Annotated in this window: 15 protein-coding genes; 9 read left to right on the forward strand and 6 right to left on the reverse strand. The window is 71.3% G+C overall.

Annotated elements, in window-relative coordinates; genetic code table 11:
- Positions 1–6: 6 nt before the first annotated feature.
- Positions 7–576 carry a 16S rRNA (guanine(966)-N(2))-methyltransferase RsmD gene (gene rsmD, locus OVA15_RS02475; protein ID WP_006215057.1) on the forward strand — a complete coding sequence of 190 codons (570 nt, stop codon included), beginning with the start codon at positions 7–9 and terminating at the stop codon, positions 574–576.
- Between the two features lie 203 nt (positions 577–779).
- Positions 780–2,132, forward strand: a complete 1,353-nt coding sequence (locus tag OVA15_RS02480) for a UDP-glucose dehydrogenase family protein (protein WP_268142862.1) — start codon at positions 780–782, stop codon at positions 2,130–2,132.
- Between the two features lie 3 nt (positions 2,133–2,135).
- Here the strand turns inward: OVA15_RS02480 and OVA15_RS02485 are convergent, their stop codons facing one another.
- Positions 2,136–3,395 (reverse strand): aminotransferase class I/II-fold pyridoxal phosphate-dependent enzyme, encoded by a 1,260-nt coding sequence (locus OVA15_RS02485; RefSeq protein WP_268142864.1) that lies wholly within the window; start codon positions 3,393–3,395, stop codon positions 2,136–2,138.
- Positions 3,396–3,439: 44 nt separating this feature from the next.
- Between OVA15_RS02485 and coaD the strand changes: the two genes are divergently transcribed.
- The 5 genes from coaD to mutM are packed head-to-tail and all read left to right on the forward strand — an operon-like array spanning position 3,440 to position 6,484.
- Positions 3,440–3,982, forward strand: coding sequence for a pantetheine-phosphate adenylyltransferase (gene coaD, locus OVA15_RS02490; protein ID WP_053447183.1), 543 nt, complete (start codon positions 3,440–3,442; stop codon positions 3,980–3,982).
- A 28-nt stretch (positions 3,983–4,010) separates the two neighbouring features.
- Entirely contained in the window at positions 4,011–4,610 is a 600-nt protein-coding gene (locus OVA15_RS02495) for a YceD family protein (RefSeq protein ID WP_235586747.1), read from the forward strand.
- A gap of 2 nt (positions 4,611–4,612) precedes the next feature.
- Positions 4,613–4,816 carry a 50S ribosomal protein L32 gene (rpmF, locus tag OVA15_RS02500; RefSeq protein WP_006215062.1) on the forward strand — a complete coding sequence of 68 codons (204 nt, stop codon included), beginning with the start codon at positions 4,613–4,615 and terminating at the stop codon, positions 4,814–4,816.
- 1 nt (position 4,817) lies between these two features.
- On the forward strand, positions 4,818–5,543 hold the full coding sequence (gene rnc / locus OVA15_RS02505; RefSeq protein WP_024290732.1) for a ribonuclease III: 726 nt from the start codon (positions 4,818–4,820) through the stop codon (positions 5,541–5,543).
- A 2-nt stretch (positions 5,544–5,545) separates the two neighbouring features.
- On the forward strand, positions 5,546–6,484 hold the full coding sequence (gene mutM, locus OVA15_RS02510; protein WP_268142868.1) for a bifunctional DNA-formamidopyrimidine glycosylase/DNA-(apurinic or apyrimidinic site) lyase: 939 nt from the start codon (positions 5,546–5,548) through the stop codon (positions 6,482–6,484).
- Here mutM and OVA15_RS02515 read toward each other — a convergent pair.
- The 4 genes from OVA15_RS02515 to OVA15_RS02530 all read right to left on the reverse strand — a co-directional run bounded on the left by OVA15_RS02515 (position 6,420) and on the right by OVA15_RS02530 (position 12,461).
- The gene (locus tag OVA15_RS02515) at positions 6,420–7,040 is read right to left on the reverse strand and encodes a helix-turn-helix domain-containing protein (RefSeq protein WP_268142870.1); all 621 of its coding nucleotides are present in this window, start codon (positions 7,038–7,040) and stop codon (positions 6,420–6,422) included. The two genes, mutM and OVA15_RS02515, sit on opposite strands and share 65 nt — an antisense overlap.
- A 488-nt stretch (positions 7,041–7,528) precedes the next feature.
- On the reverse strand, positions 7,529–8,689 hold the full coding sequence (locus OVA15_RS02520; RefSeq protein WP_268142872.1) for an NAD-dependent epimerase/dehydratase family protein: 1,161 nt from the start codon (positions 8,687–8,689) through the stop codon (positions 7,529–7,531).
- Positions 8,686–11,403 carry an alpha/beta fold hydrolase gene (locus OVA15_RS02525; protein ID WP_268145577.1) on the reverse strand — a complete coding sequence of 906 codons (2,718 nt, stop codon included), beginning with the start codon at positions 11,401–11,403 and terminating at the stop codon, positions 8,686–8,688. Before OVA15_RS02525 ends, OVA15_RS02520 begins: the two co-directional genes overlap by 4 nt.
- A gap of 26 nt (positions 11,404–11,429) precedes the next feature.
- A complete protein-coding gene (locus OVA15_RS02530; protein WP_006215067.1) occupies positions 11,430–12,461 on the reverse strand; it encodes a 3-oxoacyl-ACP synthase III in 1,032 nt (343 codons plus the stop codon).
- A 129-nt stretch (positions 12,462–12,590) separates the two neighbouring features.
- On the opposite strand from OVA15_RS02530, the gene OVA15_RS02535 reads away from it, so the two are divergent.
- Complete coding sequence (locus OVA15_RS02535; RefSeq protein WP_053447189.1) at positions 12,591–14,504, forward strand: FMN-binding glutamate synthase family protein; 1,914 nt, start codon at positions 12,591–12,593, stop codon at positions 14,502–14,504.
- Between the two features lie 127 nt (positions 14,505–14,631).
- On the forward strand, positions 14,632–18,384 hold the full coding sequence (smc, locus tag OVA15_RS02540) for a chromosome segregation protein SMC (RefSeq protein WP_268142875.1): 3,753 nt from the start codon (positions 14,632–14,634) through the stop codon (positions 18,382–18,384).
- A gap of 234 nt (positions 18,385–18,618) precedes the next feature.
- Here smc and OVA15_RS02545 read toward each other — a convergent pair whose 3' ends face one another.
- Positions 18,619–19,932: an MFS transporter gene (locus OVA15_RS02545; RefSeq protein ID WP_442786717.1), complete on the reverse strand. Its 1,314-nt coding sequence runs from the start codon at positions 19,930–19,932 to the stop codon at positions 18,619–18,621.
- Between the last annotated feature and the right edge of the window lie 36 nt (positions 19,933–19,968).

The raw sequence follows: 19,968 nt of genomic DNA on the forward strand, positions 1-19,968 counted from the left end.
CCGCTCGTGACCCGCATCATCGCCGGAGCGGCCGGCGGCACCCGACTGGCCTCCGTGCCCGGCACCGGTACCCGGCCCACGACCGATCGTGTCAAGGAGTCGCTGTTCTCCCGCCTGGACGCCTGGGGCATGCTCGACGACGCCCGCGTCCTGGACCTCTTCGCCGGCTCCGGGGCCCTGGGCTGCGAGTGCGCCAGCCGCGGCGCGCGCGAGGTCGTGCTCGTGGAGAAGCATCCGCGGGCCGTCTCGGTGTGCAGGGTCAATGCCGAGACGGTCAATCGTGCCCTCGGCTCGCAGCGGGTGCGCTGCGAGCGCGGCTCCGTGCACGGATACGCCTCGGCCCACGAGGGTCCCTGGGATCTCGTGCTCGCAGATCCGCCCTACCCGCTGGGGGAGGCCGAGCTGAGCGAGGTGCTGTCCCTGCTGAGCGGCAAGCTCGGCCCCGGCGGCGTCGTGGTGATCGAGCGATCCTCGCGCAGCCCGGAGCCCGCCTGGCCCCAGGGCCTGCGTCGGCTCGAGAGCAGCAGGCACGGCGAGACCATGCTCTGGTTCGCCGAGGCCGACGACCCCTCCTGACTCGCTCGTCGCCCGAGCGGATCCGGGGTGCGGGCGGGGACGTCGACGCCGGCATCATCTGAAGTTCACCTGGCACGCCGCGGCCCCCCGCTCCGGGGAGGAAGCGGATAGCTAGTCTGCTGGTATGGGTTGCCGTCCGTGCGGCCCGCACTGCGGAACGGCGTGCGTCGGGCACGCACACGAGACCGAGGAGCACGCACCGGATGCGCATCACTGTTCTGGGGACCGGATACCTGGGCGCCACGCACGCGGCGTCGCTGGCGGAGATGGGCTACGAGGTGCTGGGGGTGGACATCGACCCCGCCAAGCTCGAATCGCTGTCGGCCGGGGTCCTGCCCTTCCACGAGCCGGAGCTGCCGCAGCTGCTGCGCAAGCATGTGGAGTCCGGGCGCCTGCGCTTCACCTCCGACTACGAGGAGGCTGGGGCCTTCGGGGACGTGCACTTCATCGGGGTGGGCACCCCGCAGCGCCCCGGAGCATTCGCCGCGGACATGAGCTTCGTGGATTCCGCCGTGGAGCAGATCTCCCGTCACCTGACCCGCGATGCCGTGATCGCCGGCAAGTCCACCGTCCCGGTGGGCACCGCTCGGCGGCTGCGCGAGCTGGCGCGGGAGAATGCGCCGGAGGGGATCGAGGTGGACCTGGTGTGGAACCCCGAGTTCCTGCGCGAGGGCCACTCCGTCGAGGACACGCTGCACCCCGACCGCATGGTCATCGGCCTGCCCGGGCACGGCTCCGCTGATCCGCGGGAGCACGAGCAGGCCCAGCGCCTGGAGTCGCTCATGCGCGAGGTCTACGCCCCGCAGCTGGCCGAGGGCATCCCGCTGATCGTCACCGACTACGAGACCTCGGAGCTCGTGAAGGTCGCGGCGAACTCGTTCCTGGCCACCAAGATCAGCTTCATCAACTCGCTGTCCGAGCTCACGGAGGCCGTGGGCGGTGACATCCGCACGCTGGCCGATGCGATCGGGATGGACGAGCGGATCGGGCGCAAGTTCCTCAACGCGGGCGTCGGATTCGGCGGCGGCTGCCTCCCCAAGGACATCCGCGCCCTGCGTGCCCGGGCCTCGGAGCTCGGCCTGGATCAGTCCGTGCGCTTCCTGGCCGAGGTCGACGACATCAACACCCGACGCCGCGAGCACACGGTCGGGGTCATCACCGACATGCTCGACAACTCCGTCATGGGTCGGGAGATCGCCGTGCTCGGCGCCGCCTTCAAGCCCGAGTCCGACGACGTCCGCGACTCGCCGGCACTCGACATTGCCGCGCGCCTGCACTCGATCGGCGCCGACGTCCACGTCTATGACCCCAAGGCCAACGAGAACGCCGCCAAGCGCTACCCCCGCGTGGACTACGCGAGCTCCCTGATCCAGGCGGTGGCCCGCGCCGAGGTGGTCGTGCTGCTCACCGAGTGGGACGAGTTCCGGCGGATGACGCCGCAGGACCTGGCTCCGCTGGTGCGGCGCCGCCAGATCCTCGACGGGCGCAACGTGCTCGATCCGCAGCAGTGGATCGATGCGGACTGGACCTACCGCGCGCTGGGGCGCAGGGGCTGAGCCTCAGCGCAGGGCTGCGGCCAGCCGGTCCATGCCCTCCTGGAGCGTGGACTCCTGCTTGCACGCGGCCACTCGCATCCAGCCCGCGTAGAGCTCCTGGTTCTCCGGGGCTGCGAAGGCCGACAGGGGCAGCAGGGCGAGCCCGGCCTGCTCGATCAGCGCGCGCGACATCTCCGCCGACGTCGTGGCGCCGTAGCGGTCGAACAGCGGCGAGAAGTCGGCCACCACGTAGTAGGAGCCGGACGGCTGGGCGACCTGCAGCCCCAGATCCCGCAGCGCCTGCCCGACCAGTGCGCTGCGCTGCGCCTGCTCGGCGGCCAGCGTCTGCCCCCAGGTCTGCAGGTCGCGCAGGCCTGCCGCCACGGCCTTCTGCAGGGGAGCGGCCGCGGAGTGGCTCAGGTAGGTCTTCACGGCGCTGACCCCGCTGATCAGATCGGCCGGCCCGCTCACCCAGCCGATGCGCCAGCCCGTGACCTGCAGGGACTTGGAGGCCGAGGACACCACGAGCGTGCGCTCGCGGACCTGCTCGGCCAGCTCGGGCTCGAGCATGGACGACGACGCCCCGGCCGCCAGGGAGAGGTGCGCTCCGTCGTAGCGAAGGTGCTCGTAGACCTCGTCGGTGAGGATCACGGCATCGTGCTCCACGGCCAGCCGAGCGATCTCGCGTGCGGTCTCGGGGCTGAGCACGGTGCCGGTGGGATTGTGGGGATCGTTCACGAGCACTGCGGCGGTGCGGTCGCTGAAGGCAGCGCGCAGGTCCTCCAGGTCCACACCGAACTCCGGCGGGCGCAGGGCCACGGGGCGCAGGACGCCCCCGGCGAAGGCCACGATCGCGGCGTACAGGTCGTAGTGCGGCTCGAGCACCACCACCTCGTCGCCCGGGCGCAGGATCGACAGCAGCGAGGCGGCCAGGGCCTCAGCGGCGCCGGCCGTGACGACCACCTGGGTGTGGGGGTCGAGCTCGCGGGACTGCGTGGCGAGCTGCTGGGCCGCGATCGCCTCGCGCAGCTCGGGCAGCCCGCGCTCGGGCGAGTACTGGTTGAGCCCCGAGCGCAGGGCCTCCGCCGCGGCCTCGATCATGGCGGCGGGGCCGTCGGCGTCCGGGAAGCCCTGACCCAGGTTCACGGCGCCGTGGGCGCGGGCCAGGACGGAGGTCTCGTCGAAGATCGTGGAGCGCAGCGCCCCGGAGTCCTGCATGAGACCCGCACCGCGTGCCAGGTCGTGCCAGGGGAGGTCGGGGGAGTCGGTCTGCGGAAGGCTCATGGGCTCGAGTCTAGGGAGGCGGCCGCCGCGATAGCGTGTCCGGCATGACTGAGAACCCTGCACCCGCGTCGGCCGCGCCCGAGCAGACTCCGAGCGCTGGGCGCCGAGCCGTCTGCGTCGGGTCCTTCGACCCGATCCACCTGGGCCACGTGGGCATCATCGAGCGCGCGGCTCGGCTGTTCGACGAGGTGATCGTGGCCGTGGCGGACAACCCGAGCAAGAAGCACCGCTTCCCGATCGATCGGCGCGTGGAGCTCGTCGAGCAGTCGCTGGGCTCGTCGTCGGAGCGGGTGAGGATCGAGCCGCTGGGCGGGGGACTGCTGGCGCAGTACGTCACCGGCCGCGGCGCCGTGGCGGTCGTGAAGGGCCTGCGCTCGGGGCAGGACTTCGACTACGAGCTGCCCATGGCCGGGATGAACCGCAGCCTCACGGGCATGGAGACGGTGTTCCTGGCCGCTGCGCCGGAGCTCGCGCACGTGTCGTCGTCGCTCGTGAAGGAGGTCCACGGCTTCGGAGGGGACGTCTCCGCGTTCGTGACGCCAGAGGTGCTGGCCGCCCTGGACGGAACCCGCGACGCCATCGGTTGAGCATCCTCGTCCTGCCGTCTAGAATGACGTGCTGGCATTGAACCCACAGGAGATCATCATCAGTCGAGACAACGTTTCACCGCTGGCGCTGGACGTCAGGGACCTGGAACACCGTCCCGGGACGATGCGTCTCTTCCAGGAGACCTTGCCTGCGCCGAAGGATTTCGGCAATGCGATCATCGGGGCCCCTGAGGGCTCCGACATGGCAGCCGACCTGAGGCTGGAATCCGTCGTGGACGGTATCCTGGTCTCCGGCACGGTGACAGCCCGCCTTCACGGCGAGTGCAGTCGGTGCCTCGATCCGGTCGAAGAGGACATGACCGTAGAGGTGCAGGAGCTCTTCCTGTTCGACGCCCCTTCCGAGACTCCGGAAGAGGACGACGACGCCGACGAGATGTACACCGTCCAGGACGATCACATCGATCTGGAGCCGATGCTCCGGGACGCAGCGATCACCAAGCTGCCGTTCCAGCCAGTGTGTCGGGAGGACTGCCCCGGTCTGTGCGCCCAGTGCGGCGCGCGGCTGGAGGACGACCCCGATCATGTACATGAAGTGCTCGACCCCCGCTGGAGCGCCCTCGCAGGCCTGCTCGAGCAGGGGGACGAGTCCCCGAGAGAAGAGAGATAGCAGTGGCTGTTCCGAAGAGGAAGCTCTCGCGAGCCAACACGCACGCCCGTCGTTCGCAGTGGAAGGCGAAGGCCCCCAAGCTGGTCCGCACCGTGGAGAACGGCAAGACCGTGTACTCCCTGCCGCACCAGGCCAAGCTGGTCACCGACTCCGCCGGCACCGCCCTGTACTACGAGTACAAGGGCCGCAAGGTGGCGGACGCCTGAGTTGGCGTCTGATCATCAGGATCTTCTGCAGCGTCTCGGCGTCGATATCGACGCCGAGACGCTGCTCATTGCGCTGACGCATCGCTCGTACGCCTACGAGCATGCCGGTCAGAAGCACAACGAGCGCCTCGAGTTCCTGGGCGACTCCGTGCTGGGGCTGACGGTCACCGACGAGATCTTCACGCGCTACCCCGAGCGCAGCGAGGGCGACCTCGCCAAGATCCGTGCCTCCGTGGTCTCCACGCGCACCCTGGCGCAGCTGGCGCGCGAGCGCGGGCTGGGGGAGTTCATCCGCCTGGGCCGCGGCGAGATCCGCACCGACGGGCACGACAAGTCCTCGATCCTGGCCGACACCATGGAGGCCGTGATCGGTGCGCTGTACCTGTCGCAGGGCCTGGATGCCGCGCGGGCCTTCGTGCTGCGGATGATCGTGCCGCTGCTCGAGGACGACTTCGTGATCCGCGAGGGCCGCGATTGGAAGACCGAGATCCAGGAACTCGCGGCCATGCGGGGGATGGGCGCGGTGACCTACGAGGTCGAGGGCACGGGCCCGGACCACAACCGCTCCTTCACGGCCTCCTGCCTGCTGGGCGGAACCGTGCACGGCACCGGCCCCGGCACCTCCAAGAAGGAGGCCGAGCGCCGGGCGGCGGAGTCCGCCTACTCGGCGATCACCGGCACCACTCGCACCGACGGCCACGGCCGGCCGCTGGCCGACGGGCGCTGAGGATGCCCGAGCTGCCCGAGGCCGAGGTCGTGCGCCGCGGCCTCGAGCGCTGGACGGTCGGGCGCCGGGTCGAGACCGTCGAGGTCCTGGACCCGCGCTCCTTGCGCCGCCACATAGGCGGTCCGGGCGACTTCGTGCAGCGGCTGCAGGGCGCGTCCATCCTGGATGCGGTGCGCCGCGGCAAGTTCCTCTGGCTGCCCGTAGCGCTGGCCTCCGGCGACGAGCTCGCGCTGATGATGCACCTGGGGATGTCCGGCCAGGCGCTGATCCAGGGAGATGACCAGCCCGACGAGCGCCACCTCAAGGTCCGCCTGGGGCTCTCCGAGACTCCCGACGGGCTGCCCGGGCAGCTGCGCTTCGTGGACCAGCGCATCTTCGGCGGCATGTTCCTGGATCCCCTGGAGCCCACCGCCGACGGCCATCCCGGCGGCCGGGGCGCCCTGGGACTGCCGCTCATTCCGCAGCACGCCGCGCATATCGCGCGAGATCCGCTGGATCCGGACTTCGACCCCTCGGCGTTCCACGCCGCCCTGCGTCGCCGGAAGACCGGCATCAAGCGGGCTCTGCTGGATCAGGGCCTGATCTCCGGGATCGGCAACATCTACGCCGACGAGGCCCTCTGGTCTGCCCAGCTGCACTACGCCCGCCCCACCGAGACCATGACGCGTCCGGAGACGCAGCGCCTGGTCGAGGCCGTGCAGGACGTCATGGCCCGGGCCCTGGAGGCCGGCGGGACGAGCTTCGACTCCCTGTACGTGAACATCAACGGGGAATCCGGCTACTTCTCCCGCTCCCTCAATGCCTACGGCCGCGCCGGTGAGGCGTGCCCGCGCTGCGAGGCCGAGGGCCGCGATGGCGTGATCGTGCGCGAGCAGTTCATGAACCGGTCGTCGTACCGGTGCTCGGTGTGCCAGCGCCGCCCCCGTCGCGCGCGCTACTGAGTTCCCATCTGCCCGCATTCCCGAGGCCGCAGATGCGCGAGTCATCAACCCCGATGGGCTGAGCGAGTGCGGCGTCGACCACTGCGGAGGCGCCTGTCCCGTTGAAGCCGCAGATCCGCAGCTGATCAGCTCCGAGGAGCTGCGCACGTGCGGCCTCAACGGTGGATCTTGCGCTTTGCACCTCGAGCTGCGAGAGACCTTCTCGGGGGGACTGATAGTCATGGGTCGTGGCCTCTGCGGTGATGCCGACGGCCCCACCCACGGCGATCCGGGTGAGCCATTCGTCGGTGTTGGCCACCCTGATCGTTCGGGGAGTCGAGTCGGCGCCGTCCCGCAGAGGAGCGGTCGCCGTGGGGGCTGTCGCGCAGACCGCCGGGGTGAGCGAGTGCTCCCAGGTGGTGCGCGCCACGAGCCGGATCTCGAGGATCTCCTCGAGCTGGGTGAGCGTGCGCGACAGGGTGAGCTGGGTGGTGCCGAGCATGGCGGCTGTCACGGTGAACGACTCCGCCTCAGCCAGCGCGGTCACGGCCCTCAGGTGCCTGATCTCCACGTTCATGCGTGCAGCGAATGGCAGTGCGCGCTCGAGCGTATTTCCCTGCGACCGGACCCGTTCGCAGCGTGACCAGCATGAAGATTCTCATCGTAGGAGCGCAGGGAAAGCTCGGCCGCGCGGTCGACGTGCTGATGCGTGAGCGCGGGCACGAGGTCGAGACGGCCGGCAGGAGCAGCGGAGACATCCGCTGCGACATCGCCGAGGAGACGCAGCTCGCGCGGCTGTGGGAGCAGGCGGGGCAGGTCGACGCCGTGATCTGTGCCGGGGGCGAGGTGGTCTACGCCCCGCTGGACGAGCTCACCGGTGCAGATGTCGAATCGTCGTTGAGGAAGAAGGCGCTGGCGCAGACCACCCTGGTGCGCGTCGTGGCCGGGGCCCTGCCGGGAGGAGCAGCCGACCTCCGGCGTCAGCAAGTGGAGGATGACGACGGCCCCGCTCCCTGCAGAGACAGGGAGCGGGGCCGTCGCGGTCGCCTCAGCGGGGAAGCCGGCTCAGCCCTTGGCCTTGAAGGTCGTGGACTCGACGCGCTTCTCGCGCTTCTCGCGCTGCTCGACCACGACCGGCAGCGGATGGTGGTCGTAGTGCTGCTTGAGGCGGCGCATGCCCTCCTCGATGGAGACGGACGGCTCCCAGCCCAGGACCTCGTGGGTGCGCTTCTGCGAGAACCAGTGCGCGGTCGAGAGCTGCTCGGCCAGGAACTCGGTCATGGGCGGCTCGTCCTGACCGGGGAACCGGGCCCAGACCTTCTCGATCGTGCGGCCGGCGAAGCGGGCCACTCCGGCGGGGATCTTGCGCTTGGGAGCGGGCACGGAGCCTGCGCGGCACATCATGCCGATCAGCTCGCCGACGGGACGCGGCTGGCCGTTGGTGACCACGAAGGCCTCGCCGTGGGCGACCTCGATGCGCTCCAGCGCCCGGACGATGGCCTCGGAGGCGTTGTCCACGTAGGTGGTGTCGATCAGCGCGGCGCCGTCATCGAGCAGCGGCATGCGCCCGCGCGCGGCCCGGTCCACGATGCGCTCCACGAGCTGGGTGTCGCCGGGGCCCCACACGATGTGCGGGCGCACCGCGGTGACGCGCAGGGCATCGGAATCGGCCTCCAGGGCCAGCAGCTCGGCTGCCGCCTTGGAGCGGGCGTAGTTCCCGCGGGCCTTGTACGGATTGGCCGGTCCAGCGCCGTCGCCGGCGATGGACACGCCCGTGTGCGCCACCGACGGGCTGGAGACGAACACGAAGTTGCGGGCACCGGCCTTGCGCGCCGACTCCAGCAGGATGCGCGTTCCGGTGATGTTGGTGAAGACGAAGTCCTCCCAGTCGCCGGCGAAGGACACCTTGGCCGCCAGGTGGATGACGTCGTCCACGCCGTCCAGCGCGCGCTCGACGGTCTCCATGTCCGTGATGGAGCCGAGGACCTGCTCCACGCCGTCCTCGAGCGCGATGGGAGCCTGCCCGCGCTGCAGCACGCGCACCGTCCAGCCCTGTCTGAGCAGCCTGCGGGCCACGGACTCGCCGAGCATCCCGGAGGCGCCGGTCACCAGGACGGTGCGGCCCTTCCCCTGGAGCTCCTGCACATCCTGCAGCTCTTCCGGCGTGGCACGATGCGCTTTCCGGGGTGCTCCGGCGGCGCGGGGAATGCCTGGAGTGGTGCTCACGGGTTCCTGATCCTTCCCCCGCTCAGGGCATCATCGGCCCAGGCGGCGAGGCGCGTGCGGTCGACCTTGGAGTTGTGGCGGATGTCCGTGGGGTGCCGGGGCACCACCAGGACGGCCGCGACATCCAGGCCGGTGGCGTCGTGGACTGCACTGCGCACGCGCCCGGCCAGACCCGCTCGCGCGGGGCCGGATCGGCGTGCCGGAGGCTCAGTCTCGCACACGACGACGGGCACCTGAGCACCCTTGGGTCCGACACCCACGAGCGCTGCTCGGCCCACCCCGGAGACGGTCTGGGCGGCATGCTCGCCGGCCACGGGAGCGACCGGTCCGTCGCTGGTCAGCAGCAGGTGATGGAGGCGTCCGGAGACCCACAGGCGGCCCTTGTCGTCGAGCTGCCCGACGTCTCCGGTGGCGTGCCAGCCGGGGATCCGCGTGGACTCGTTCTCGGTGATCCACAGGGAGTCGTAGCGGTCCTTGACGTGCGGGGCCTGCAGCACGATCTCGCCCAGCACGTCCGGGAGATCCACGAGCTGATCGGAGGGGACGCCGTCGTGATCGACGGGCGCGATCCGCACGGCCGCACCGGGGACCGGGGTGCCGACGCAGACGCCCTCGCCGGCGCCGAGCACGCGGGCCTGCGAGCGGAAGCCCTGCTCGGGGTGCAGCGGCTGGGAGTCGACGGCCGCCTCGCGGATGGTCTCCAGGCGGACGTCCGTCATGGGCAGGGCCTCGGTCATGCCGTACGGGGTGTGCAGCTCGGCCGCGGGCAGCAGCTTCTGCAGCTGCTCCAGCAGCGGCGGCGGCAGCGGGGCCCCGGCCGAGAGCATGAGCCGCACGCGGCCCAGCGCCTGGCGCTGATGCGGTGCCAGGTCGTTCTGGGTGGCCAGCACGTTGACGATCGCAGCGGGGGAGGCGAACACGGTGGTGGCCTCGATCGCCGCCGCAGCATCGGCCAGCGCCCGGGCGGTGAGGGTGCGCGGTTTGGTGACGTCCATGTCCGGGGTCACCGAGGCCGCGCCCATGGCCGGGGCCAGCAGCGCGAACGGCGCGAAGGCGGCGACCAGCCCGGTGCCGGGGCGCAGATCGCACACGGCGGCCACGGCATCGCGCATGGCGGCCATCTGCCGCTGGGTGTAGACGACGCCCTTGGCCGGGCCGGTGGAGCCCGAGGTGAACAGCACGGCGGCGTCCGCATCCGGGTCGATCTGCGGCAGCGGGCCCGGCGCGGTGCGCTCGAGCTCGGCCACGGAAGCCTCGATCCCCAGCACGCGCCGGCGCACCGGATCCAGGGTCTCGACGCTGATGCGCCGCCCCGGCCAGCCCAGCGTGCGGGCGGCGGTCAGAGCCGCGGGGATGCCGATGAACCACTGCGGGGAGGCGCCCTTGAGCGCGCGGCGCAGCCCCGGCAGGCCCAGTCCGGTGTCCGCCACGACGATCACGGCTCCCACACGCAGTGAGGCGTAGATCAGCGTGGTGAGGTCGGCCCCCGGGGGCACCATGAGATTGATGCGGTCTCCGGGCTTCACCCCGAGCCCGATCAGCCCGGCGGCGATGCGCTCCACGCGCTCGTCGAGCTGCGCCCAGGTGAGGCTGCGCTCGACGGCCGGAGCGCTGTCGTTCTCGGCCTTGCCCATGTCCACGGTGGCGACCGCGGCCGTGGCCTCATCCAGGCCGGCCCGGTGGGACAGCCCGGCCGTGAAGGGCACGAACGGCTCCTCGGCCTGCGGACGGGCCTCGAGGTGCTGGAAGCGGCGGGGGTGCGGATCGACCAGGTTCTGCTGCAGCCACTGCATGACCGGCGTGGCGATGTCCCGGTCCTCGGGCAGCAGGTGGTTGGCGCCCTCGAAGCGGTGGACGTCCGCCTGCGGCATGCGCTTGCGAAGGTCCTGGAGGTAGCGCTCCAGGAACACCGGGTCCTTGGGGCCCCACAGGAACAGAGCGGGAACGGTCGAGGTGGCCATCCAGGACGCCGTGCGCTCGTAGCGGTGGTTCGACGGATGATCCGCGAACGCCGGGATGTCCGCCACGAAGTGCTCGATGCCGGCTCGATGCTCGGGGGTGTCGTAGGGCGCCTTGAACGCCGCCTTGATCTCGGGAGCCAGCGAGGGGGAGACCAGCGACAGGGAGATGTCCAGGAACGCGGTGGTCCGGGAGGTGACGGCTCCGTGGACCTTCGGCGCCAGCGCCAGCCGCAGCGGATCCGGGATGGGACCGGACTCGGGATCGTGGTAGATCGCCGTGTTGGTCATGATCGTGGCCGCGTGCGCCTTCGGGTGCAGCTCGGCCCAGCCCATGGACACGAGACCGCCCCAGTCGTGGGCCAGGGTGACCACGCGCTCGTCGTCCAGGCCGATCTCGGCGGTGAGGTCGCCGAGGTCCTGGATGCGGTCGTCGTAGCGGCGGAACAGGCCGGTGCGCTCGGAGAAGCCCATGTCGAGCTGATCCACGGCCACCACGCGCCAGGGGGTCTCGGCCTCGGTCGCGGCCTTCAGGACCGAGCGCCACAGGTACGACCAGGTGGGGTTGCCGTGCACGGCCAGGATGGTGCCGGCCGGGGTCTTCCCCTGCTCCTGGAGCACCGCCTGGTTGTCGAGCAGGTGCCAGCGCCGGGTCGTGCCGGGGACCGGCTCGCAGGCCGCGTGGGAGGGTGCCTCCACGGTGCGGGACCAGCGGGGGTCCACGCCGGGGAAGGCCTCCCAGCTGCCGGGAGGCATGACGGGCTCGGTGGTCTCGGCGATGCTCACCAGTCGATCTCCATGAAGGTCGCGTTCAGTCCGGATCCCACGCCCATGGCCAGCACGCGCTGGCCCTTCTGGAACGAGCCGTTCTCGGCCTGCAGCGCCAGGGTCATCGGCAGGGCGGCTGAGGCCACGTTGCCCCAGAACGGGAAGGTGCGCGGCAGCTTGTGCGCGGGGATCCCGATGTCCGCCTCCGTCTTGTCCGTGTGGGAGGTGGAGACCTGGTGGGCGACCACCCAGTCGAAGTCATCCCACTCGAAGCCCTGGGTGCGGGCCTCCTCCCACGTGTCCGTGAGCAGGCCGACGCCGTGCTTGAGCAGCCCGCCCGCATCCGTGAACATGCCGTCGAAGCCGCCCACGCACAGCTCGAAGTGCTCAGTGGCAGAACGCGTCACGGAGGTGCGGATCCGATGGCCGTCGGGGTGGTTGTCCGCCCGTCCCACGACGGCAGCCGCGGCGCCGCAGCCCAGCGTGAGCGTGGCGAACTCCCGGATGACCTCGGCGCGGGTGACGTCCGGTTCGCTGAGGCGGCGGAAGGCCTCGCGGTGCCAGCGGGTGGGATCCTCGCCGGCCACGACCAGGGCGTAGTCGATGGCCCCGGAGTCGATCATGGACGAGGCCACGGTCATCCCGTTGATGAAGCCCAGGCAGGCATTGGTGATGTCGAAGCTCAGCGCCGAGCTGGGCAGGCCCAGCCGGGCGTGCTCCCCGGAGGCCAGGGCCGGCTCGTAGCCGTCGCGGGTCACCGAGCAGTTGACCAGCAGGCCCACCTGGTCCGGGCTGATGCCGGCCTGGTCCATGGCGGCCTGCGCAGCCTCGATCGCGCCGTCGGTGTAGTGGCGGCCAGGGGACCACTCGCGGTGCTCCTTGACGCCGGCCAAGCGCTCCAGCAGGCCCTTGGGCAGCTTGAGCCGCTCGAACGTCGCCCCCAGCTGCTCATCGGCGCGCGCGGAGGAGACGACGACGTCGGCTTCGACCTTCTGGATCGACAGCAGCGAGGCGCTGCTGTGGCGGATGATGGAGTTCCCTGACAAGGCACTGCTTTCGACGAAGGGGTGAGGAGTCTGTCCAGAAGTCTATCGACGCGCCTGGACATCACCTGACGGCAGCGCGTCCATGTCCGCCGCTTCGTCGTCCCGGGGCCGATGCGAGACGATGGGCGCATGAACAATCGCTTCCTCATGGCCGGGGCCGTCGTCACCCTGGCCCTCGTCCTCCTCGTCGCCTATCTCGTGGGCATGTGGGCCTGGATCTTCTTGGGCGTGGTGGCCCTGCTGCTGCTGGGGCTGGGCATCTGGGACCTGGTCCAGCCGCGCCATGCGATCCTGCGCAACTTCCCCGTGCTCGGGCACGCCCGCTACCTGCTGGAGTCCATCCGCCCCGAGATCCAGCAGTACTTCATCGAGAAGAACACCGAGGGCAAGCCGTTCAGCCGCGACCAGCGTTCGATCGTCTATGCCCGCGCCAAGGGTCAGGACGATCACAAGGCCTTCGGCACGGAGAAGGCCACCGACGAGATCGGCTACGAGTTCCTGCTGCACACCACCGCCCCGGTAGCCCCGGCCGCGGAGCCGCCGACGGTGCGCGTGGGCGGGCCGGACTGCGCTCAGCCCTACGAGATGCCCCTGATGAGCATCTCCTCGATGTCCTTCGGCTCGCTGTCCAAGAACGCCGTGCTGGCCATGAACAAGGGCGCGGCCATGGGCGGGTTCGTGCACGAGACCGGCGAGGGCGGGCTGACCGAGTACCACCTCGGCAGCGGCGCCGACCTGTTCTGGGAGATCGGTTCCGGGTACTTCGGCTGCCGGTACGACGACGGGCGCTTCAACCCCGAGCGCTTCGCCGAGAAGGCCCGCTACGACGAGGTCAAGGGCATCACGATCAAGCTGTCCCAGGGCGCCAAGCCCGGCCTGGGCGGCGTGCTGCCGGGCTCCAAGGTCACCGCCGAGATTGCTGAGGCCCGCGAGGTCCCCGAGGGAGTGGACTGCATCTCCCCGGCGTCGCACTCGGCGTTCACGACCCCGCGCGAGATGGTCCGGTTCATCGGGCAGCTGCGCGAGCTCTCGGGCGGCAAGCCGATCGGCATCAAGTTCTGCGTGGGCTCGCGCACCGACGTCCTGGCCATGTGCAAGGCCATGTGGGAGGAGCGGATCGCGCCCGACTACATCATCGTGGACGGCTCCGAGGGCGGAACCGGCGCCGCCCCGCTCGAGTACTCCGATCACGTGGGCACCCCGCTGACCGAGGGGCTCATGCTCGTGCACAACGCCCTGGTGGGCACCGGGCTGCGGCACATGATCCGCATCGGCGCCGCAGGCAAGGTGGTCTCCGGCTCGGACATCGTCAAGCGCATGATCCAGGGCGCGGACTTCACCATGTCCGCCCGCGGGATGATGATGGCCACCGGCTGCATCCAGGCGCAGAAGTGCCACACGAACCACTGCCCCGTGGGCGTGGCCACCCAGGACGCCCGCCTCATGCGCGCACTGGACGTGGAGGACAAGGCCAAGCGGGTGCACAACTACCAGAAGCTCACCGTCCGCGAGGCCGTGCAGATCATGGCCTCCATGGGCGTGGAGGCCCCGTCGCAGCTCAACGCGCGGATGCTGCGCCGTCGGGTGGATCACCTCAACACCCGCTCCTACGCCTCGATCTACAACTGGCTGCGGGAGGGCGAGCTGCTCGAGCAGCCCCCGCGCGGCTGGGCCGCGGACTGGGCCGAGGCCGACGCCGATCACTTCGGCGAGCACGCCCCGCTCGGCTTCCTGGACGACGACGGGCCCCATTGGAACGACGAGATGGCCACGCAGACCGGGATGATGGCCACTGTCGGCGTCGGCAGCTCGCTGGCCTCCTCGGGCGGCAGCCATGCTCCGGGCGGGCCGTCGGGGGAGCGGCACTCGGAGGCGCACACCGCCTCTGGCACTCGCTCAGGTGAGCAGGAGCAGGGCCAGCAGCCGGTGCGCAGCGACGGCGACGAGCCGATCGGCCGACCGGAGGCCAGCCGCACGCCGACCACCGGGTCCACGCCGGTCGTCGGCGACAGCACCCGACCGGAGGGACGCCCAGCCGAGTGAGGCAGAACTCCGAGTGAGGCAGGTTCAGAGGGTGTGCTCGGTCGGCTCCTGACCGGCGATCTCATTGCCGACCTCACCCGGGGGCGGGCTGACGGCGTCGCCGGCCCCCTCCCGGTAGGCTCGCCGGGTGCATCTCAAGACCCTCTCCGTGCGCGGCTTCAAGTCGTTCGCCTCGGCCACGAGCTTCGAGTTCGAGCCCGGGGTGACCTGCGTCGTCGGCCCGAACGGGTCGGGCAAGTCGAACGTGGTCGATGCCCTGTCCTGGGTCATGGGCGAGCAGGGCGCCAAGTCGCTGCGCGGCGGGAAGATGGAGGACGTGATCTTCGCCGGCACCTCGGGCCGGGCGGCCCTGGGGCGGGCGCACGTGGCCCTGACGATCGACAACACCGACGGGGCCCTGCCGATCGAGTACACCGAGGTCACGATCTCGCGCACCCTGTTCCGCACCGGCGGCTCCGAATACGCGATCAACGGCCAGTCCTGCCGCCTGCTGGACATCCAGGAGCTGCTCTCGGACTCGGGTCTGGGCCGGGAGATGCACGTGGTCGTCGGGCAGGGCCAGCTCGACCGGATCCTGCATGCCACGCCGGAGGAGCGCCGCGGTTTCATCGAGGAGGCCTCCGGGATCCTCAAGCACCGGCGGCGCAAGGAGCGCACGATCCGCAAGCTCGAGGGCATGCAGGCCAACCTGGACCGCCTTGACGACCTGCTCTCCGAGATCCGGCGTCAGCTCACGCCGCTGGGCCGTCAGGCCAAGGTCGCCCGCCGCGCCCAGCGCATCCAGTTCGACGTCCGCGACGCCCGCTCGCGCCTGCTCGCCGATGACCTGGTGCAGGCGCAGTCCGCACTGGCCGTCGACGTCGAGACCGAGCAGCGGCTGCGCGAGGAGAAGGAGGACGCCGAACGGCGTCTGGGGGCGGGCCGCACCCGCCAGAACGAGCTGGAGACCCGCGCCGCGCAGGCCACACCGGCGGTGACGGCGGCGCGCGAGACCTGGTACGAGCTGACCTCGGTGCGCGAGCGGCACCGCTCGCTCGAGCAGCTGGCAGGGGAGCGGCGGAGACTGCTGGGGGCGACCGAGGAGCAGCCGTCGTCGGACCGCGACCCGGACCGGCTGGCCGAGCAGGCCGCGCGCACCCGCGAGGAGGAGAAGTCGGCGCTGGAGCAGGTCGAGGAAGCCGTCGAGACCCTGGCCGAGGCCATCCAGGACCGCGAGGACAGCGAGGCGCAGGCGCGCGAGGCCGACAAAGCGGTCACCGCGATCCTGCAGGCCGCCGCCGATCGCCGGGAGGGCGTCGCCAAGCTCTCCGGCGGCGTGGGCGCTGCGCGCTCGCGGGTCGAGGCCGCCGAGAACGAGCTCGAGCGGCTGCGCGGCACCGAGCAGCAGGCCGCCCAGCGCCGCATGGGTGCCCTGAGCCAGGTCGAGACGCTGCGCGCAGCCGCCGAGGACGCCGCCGAGGCCTCGCGCCGCGCGGCCTCCGAGCGCGACGAGGCGGTCGAGGCCTTCGACGCCGCCCGGGAGCTGCACCGCCAGGCCGAGGCCGCTCGCACCGAGGCGGTGCGCGCCCACGACGCCCAGGCCGCCCGCGCCGAGACGCTGCGGGCCTCGGTGCGCCAGCCCGACGGCACCGAGGCCGTCAAGGCGCAGTCCGCCGATGCTGTGGTGGCTGCAGTGGCCGAGGTCCTGACGATCTCCGTCGGCTGGGAGCGTGCGCTGACGGCGGCCCTAGGTCCGCTGGCCGAGGCCCTCGCGGTGCGCTCGCACGCGGCGGCGGCGGGCATCTTCGAATCTCTGCGCCAGGCGGATGCCGGGCGCGTGCACATGCTCGTGGCGGGCGGATCTGCGGCGCCCGTCTCAGAGCTGCCGGACGAGATCCGGGGCTACGCGGGCGTCGTGCCGGCGGCCGAGGCCGTCGAGGCGGCGTCGGGAGCGGGGGATGCTGCGGAGGCCGTCGTGCAGCGCGTGCGCGCGGAGCTGGCCGGGACCGTGCTGGTCTCGGACGCGGCCACCGCGGTGCGCCTGACCGGCGATCATCCGCAGGTGCGCGCCGTGACCCGCGACGGCGACGTCTTCGCCCCGCACAGCGCCTGGGGCGGAGCGCGGGAGGCGGCCGGCTCCCTGGAGATCCGCGCGCAGGCCGAGGCCGCGGAGGCCGAGCTGGCTCGACTGCGGCAGACGCTGGATCAGGCGACGGAGGCCGCCCAGTCGGCTGCTGCGGAGCGGGACCGACTGCGCCCTCAGGCCGAAGCTGCGCGCAAGGCGGCGCAGGAGGCCGAGAAGGCCGAGCGGGATGCCGCCGGAGCGTCCTCGCGGACCGAGGCCGTGCTGGACTCTGCTCAGGCTGAGTCGGATCGCTTCCAGCGCCAGGTCGCCGAGACCCAGGACCAGGTGGCCGCGCATCAGCGGGCACTGGACGAGGCGCTTTCGCGCCTGGAGGCCGCCCAGGAGGACCACGACGACGACGAGTCCGAGCGCGCCCACCTGGAGGCCGTGGCGCGCCGCGACTCCTCGCAGCGCGAGGCGACCCAGGCACGGCAGGCAGAGACGGAAGCCCGGCTGGCGCTGCGGTCGCTCGAGGAGCAGGCCCGAGCACTGGGCAACCGCGCGCATTCGCAGGAGCGGGCCGCCGCCGCCGAGCGCCGCGCCCGGGAGGAGGCGGCCCGCCGTGCCGAGAGGCGGCGGCAGCAGGCGCGCAGCGCCGAGGCCGTGCTGGCCGCGGTGCGCCAGATCCTGGTGCGCATCGACGCCTCCGTGGAGCGGGCCGAGGCCGAGCGGCAGCAGGCCGAGCAGGTCCGCCAGGCCCTGGATGCCGAGCTGCAGGAGGTGCGCACCGCCAACGACGGCCTTGCCTCTCGGCTGGCCCAGCTCACCGACGAGGTCCACCGCGACGAGGTCGCCCGCACCCAGAAGCGCGCCCGCATCGAGACCCTCGAGCAGCGCTCGCTGGACGAGCTCGGGCTGACCCCCGACGCCCTGATCGACAACTACGGCCCGCACCTGCCCATCCCTGATGCCGACGCCATCCTGGAGGCCTCGCAGCGCCGCGATGAGCGCGCCGCCGCCGCAGCTGCGCGTCGCGAGCTCGAGGCCGAGCAGCACGGCATCACCCCGGAGGAGCTGGCGGAGAAGCAGGGGGAGTCGGTGCCGTCGTCGGGAACCCCGGACACTTCGGACGGGGAGGAGCCGGAGGAGGATCTCTACGACGAGCCGGTGGGCATCCCGTTCGTGCGCGAGCAGCAGGAGAAGCGGCTGGCGTCGGCGGAGCGCGATCTGGCCAAGCTCGGCAAGGTCAATCCGCTGGCGCTCGAGGAGTTCGCGGCCCTGGAGGAGCGCCACGCGTTCCTCTCCGAGCAGCTCGAGGACCTGCACCGCTCCCGGGCCGATCTGCGGCAGATCATCCGCGACGTCGACGAGCACGTGGAGCAGGTCTTCACCGAGGCCTGGCACGACGTCGAGCGCGAGTTCGTCACCGTGTTCGGGACGCTGTTCCCCGGCGGCGAGGGGCGGCTGCGGCTGACCGATCCGGCGGACATGCTCAACACCGGCATCGACGTGGAGGCCCGCCCGGCCGGCAAGAAGATCAAGCGGCTGTCGCTGCTGTCCGGCGGAGAGCGGTCGCTGACGGCGATCGCCATGCTCGTGGCGATCTTCCGCGCCCGTCCCTCGCCGTTCTACATCATGGACGAGGTCGAGGCCGCCCTGGATGACCGCAACCTGGGCCGGCTTCTGACGATCTTCCAGCAGCTGCAGGAGACCTCGCAGCTGATCGTGATCACCCACCAGAAGCGCACCATGGAGATCGCCGACGCCGTCTACGGCGTGACCATGCGCGACGGAGTCACCACCGTCCTGGGCCAGCGCCTCAAGGAGATGCGCTAGGCGATCTGATCTGAAGGGGTGCTCACCAGCGGTGGCGACTTGCGCCGACCAGAGCAAGCTGGGCGGTGGCCTTCCGGCTCATCGAGTGGCCGAATCCTCACGCCACCCCCATTGACTGGCCGATCCCTCACCGTTCCAGCGAGGAACCGGTGACGACACGGCCTGTCGATGACGGATCAGTCCGGATTCGGCCGCTCGATGGCGGGACCGGCCGGAATCGGCTGGCAGCGGCTCTCAGGGGTCCTCGCGGTCCTCGTCGGACACACGGGGGACGGAGCCGGTGGGGACGGCGTCGACGTCGGGGCGCTTGAGGGTGTCCATCACGGGGGTCCAGGCCAGCGCGGCCACACCCATCAGCACGCCGGAGACCAGGAAGGCCGGGCCGAAGCCGGCGGCATCCACGAGGGCCCCGGCCAGGATCGGGCCCAGGATCTGTCCGGCGTCCTGGCTCATCTGGAATCGCGAGAGCACGGTGCCGCCCGAGCGCTGCGGGCCGATGACGTCGGCCACGGCCGCCTGCTGCCCCGGGTTGAGGGTGCCCGAGCCCACTCCGGATAGGAAGGAGGCCACCGCGAAGATCCACACGCTGTCCGTGAACCCGATCACCGCTGTCATCACGCCGGCCAGCACCAGTCCGCTGATCACCAGCGGCTTGCGGCCCACGGAGTCGGAGATCCGGCCCGAGAACGACAGCGCCACGGCGGAGCCGGCGGCGAACACCGTCAGTGCGACGCCGGACAGGGCAGGTCCGGCGCCGAAGACGGCGGAGGCGATCAGCGGGATCAGCGCCACGCGGATCCCCATGGAGGTCCATCCGTTGGCGAAGCCCGAGACCAGTGAAGCCCGATACGCCCCGAACTGCCAGGCCTCGCGGAAGCTCATGCGCACCTGGGCCTTGGCGGCCGCCCGATCCTGCAGCGACTGCGGGGGGATCTGCCAGAAGACCACACCGGCGGCCAGCAGGATCGCGGCCCCGTAGATGAGGAACGGCGCCTGCATGCCGAATCCCGCCAGCAGCCCGCCGATCACCGGCCCCAGGATCCCGCCGATCAGGAATGTGGAGGCGTACATGCCCGAGATCCGCCCGCGCGAATCCGGCGGCGCCAGGCGCACGATCAGGCCCATGGCGGAGATGGTGAACATGGTGGAGCCGAGTCCGCCCAGGCCGCGGAAGAGCAGCAGCTGCCAGTAGGAGCCGGCGAACGCCGTGGCGAACGACGACAGCGTCACGATCACCAGGCCGATGAGATAGGTCCGGCGCTCGCCGATGGCATCCAGGATGCGACCGCCGGCCGGGGCGAACATCAGTCTGCAGAATGCGAAAGCCGAGACGACGGCTGAGGCGGCGGCCACCCCCACGCCGAAGCTCGAGGCGTACTGGGGCAGCACCGGGGCCACCAGGCCGTAGCCGACCGCGATCGCGAAGGCCGCGGCGATCAGCACCAGGATCTCCCGCGGCACCGGGGTCCGGGCAGGAGACTTCGATCGCGACGACCGGTCGGAGGACCTGCGCGCAGCGGGGTCCGGGGAGGAAGAGGAGGAGGCCATCACCAGCGCAGTCTAGGAGAGGGCGCTGACGCCGCA

The organism is Kocuria sp. SL71, from assembly GCF_026672465.1.
In the GTDB taxonomy this organism is placed as follows: Bacteria; Actinomycetota; Actinomycetes; order Actinomycetales; family Micrococcaceae; genus Kocuria; species Kocuria palustris.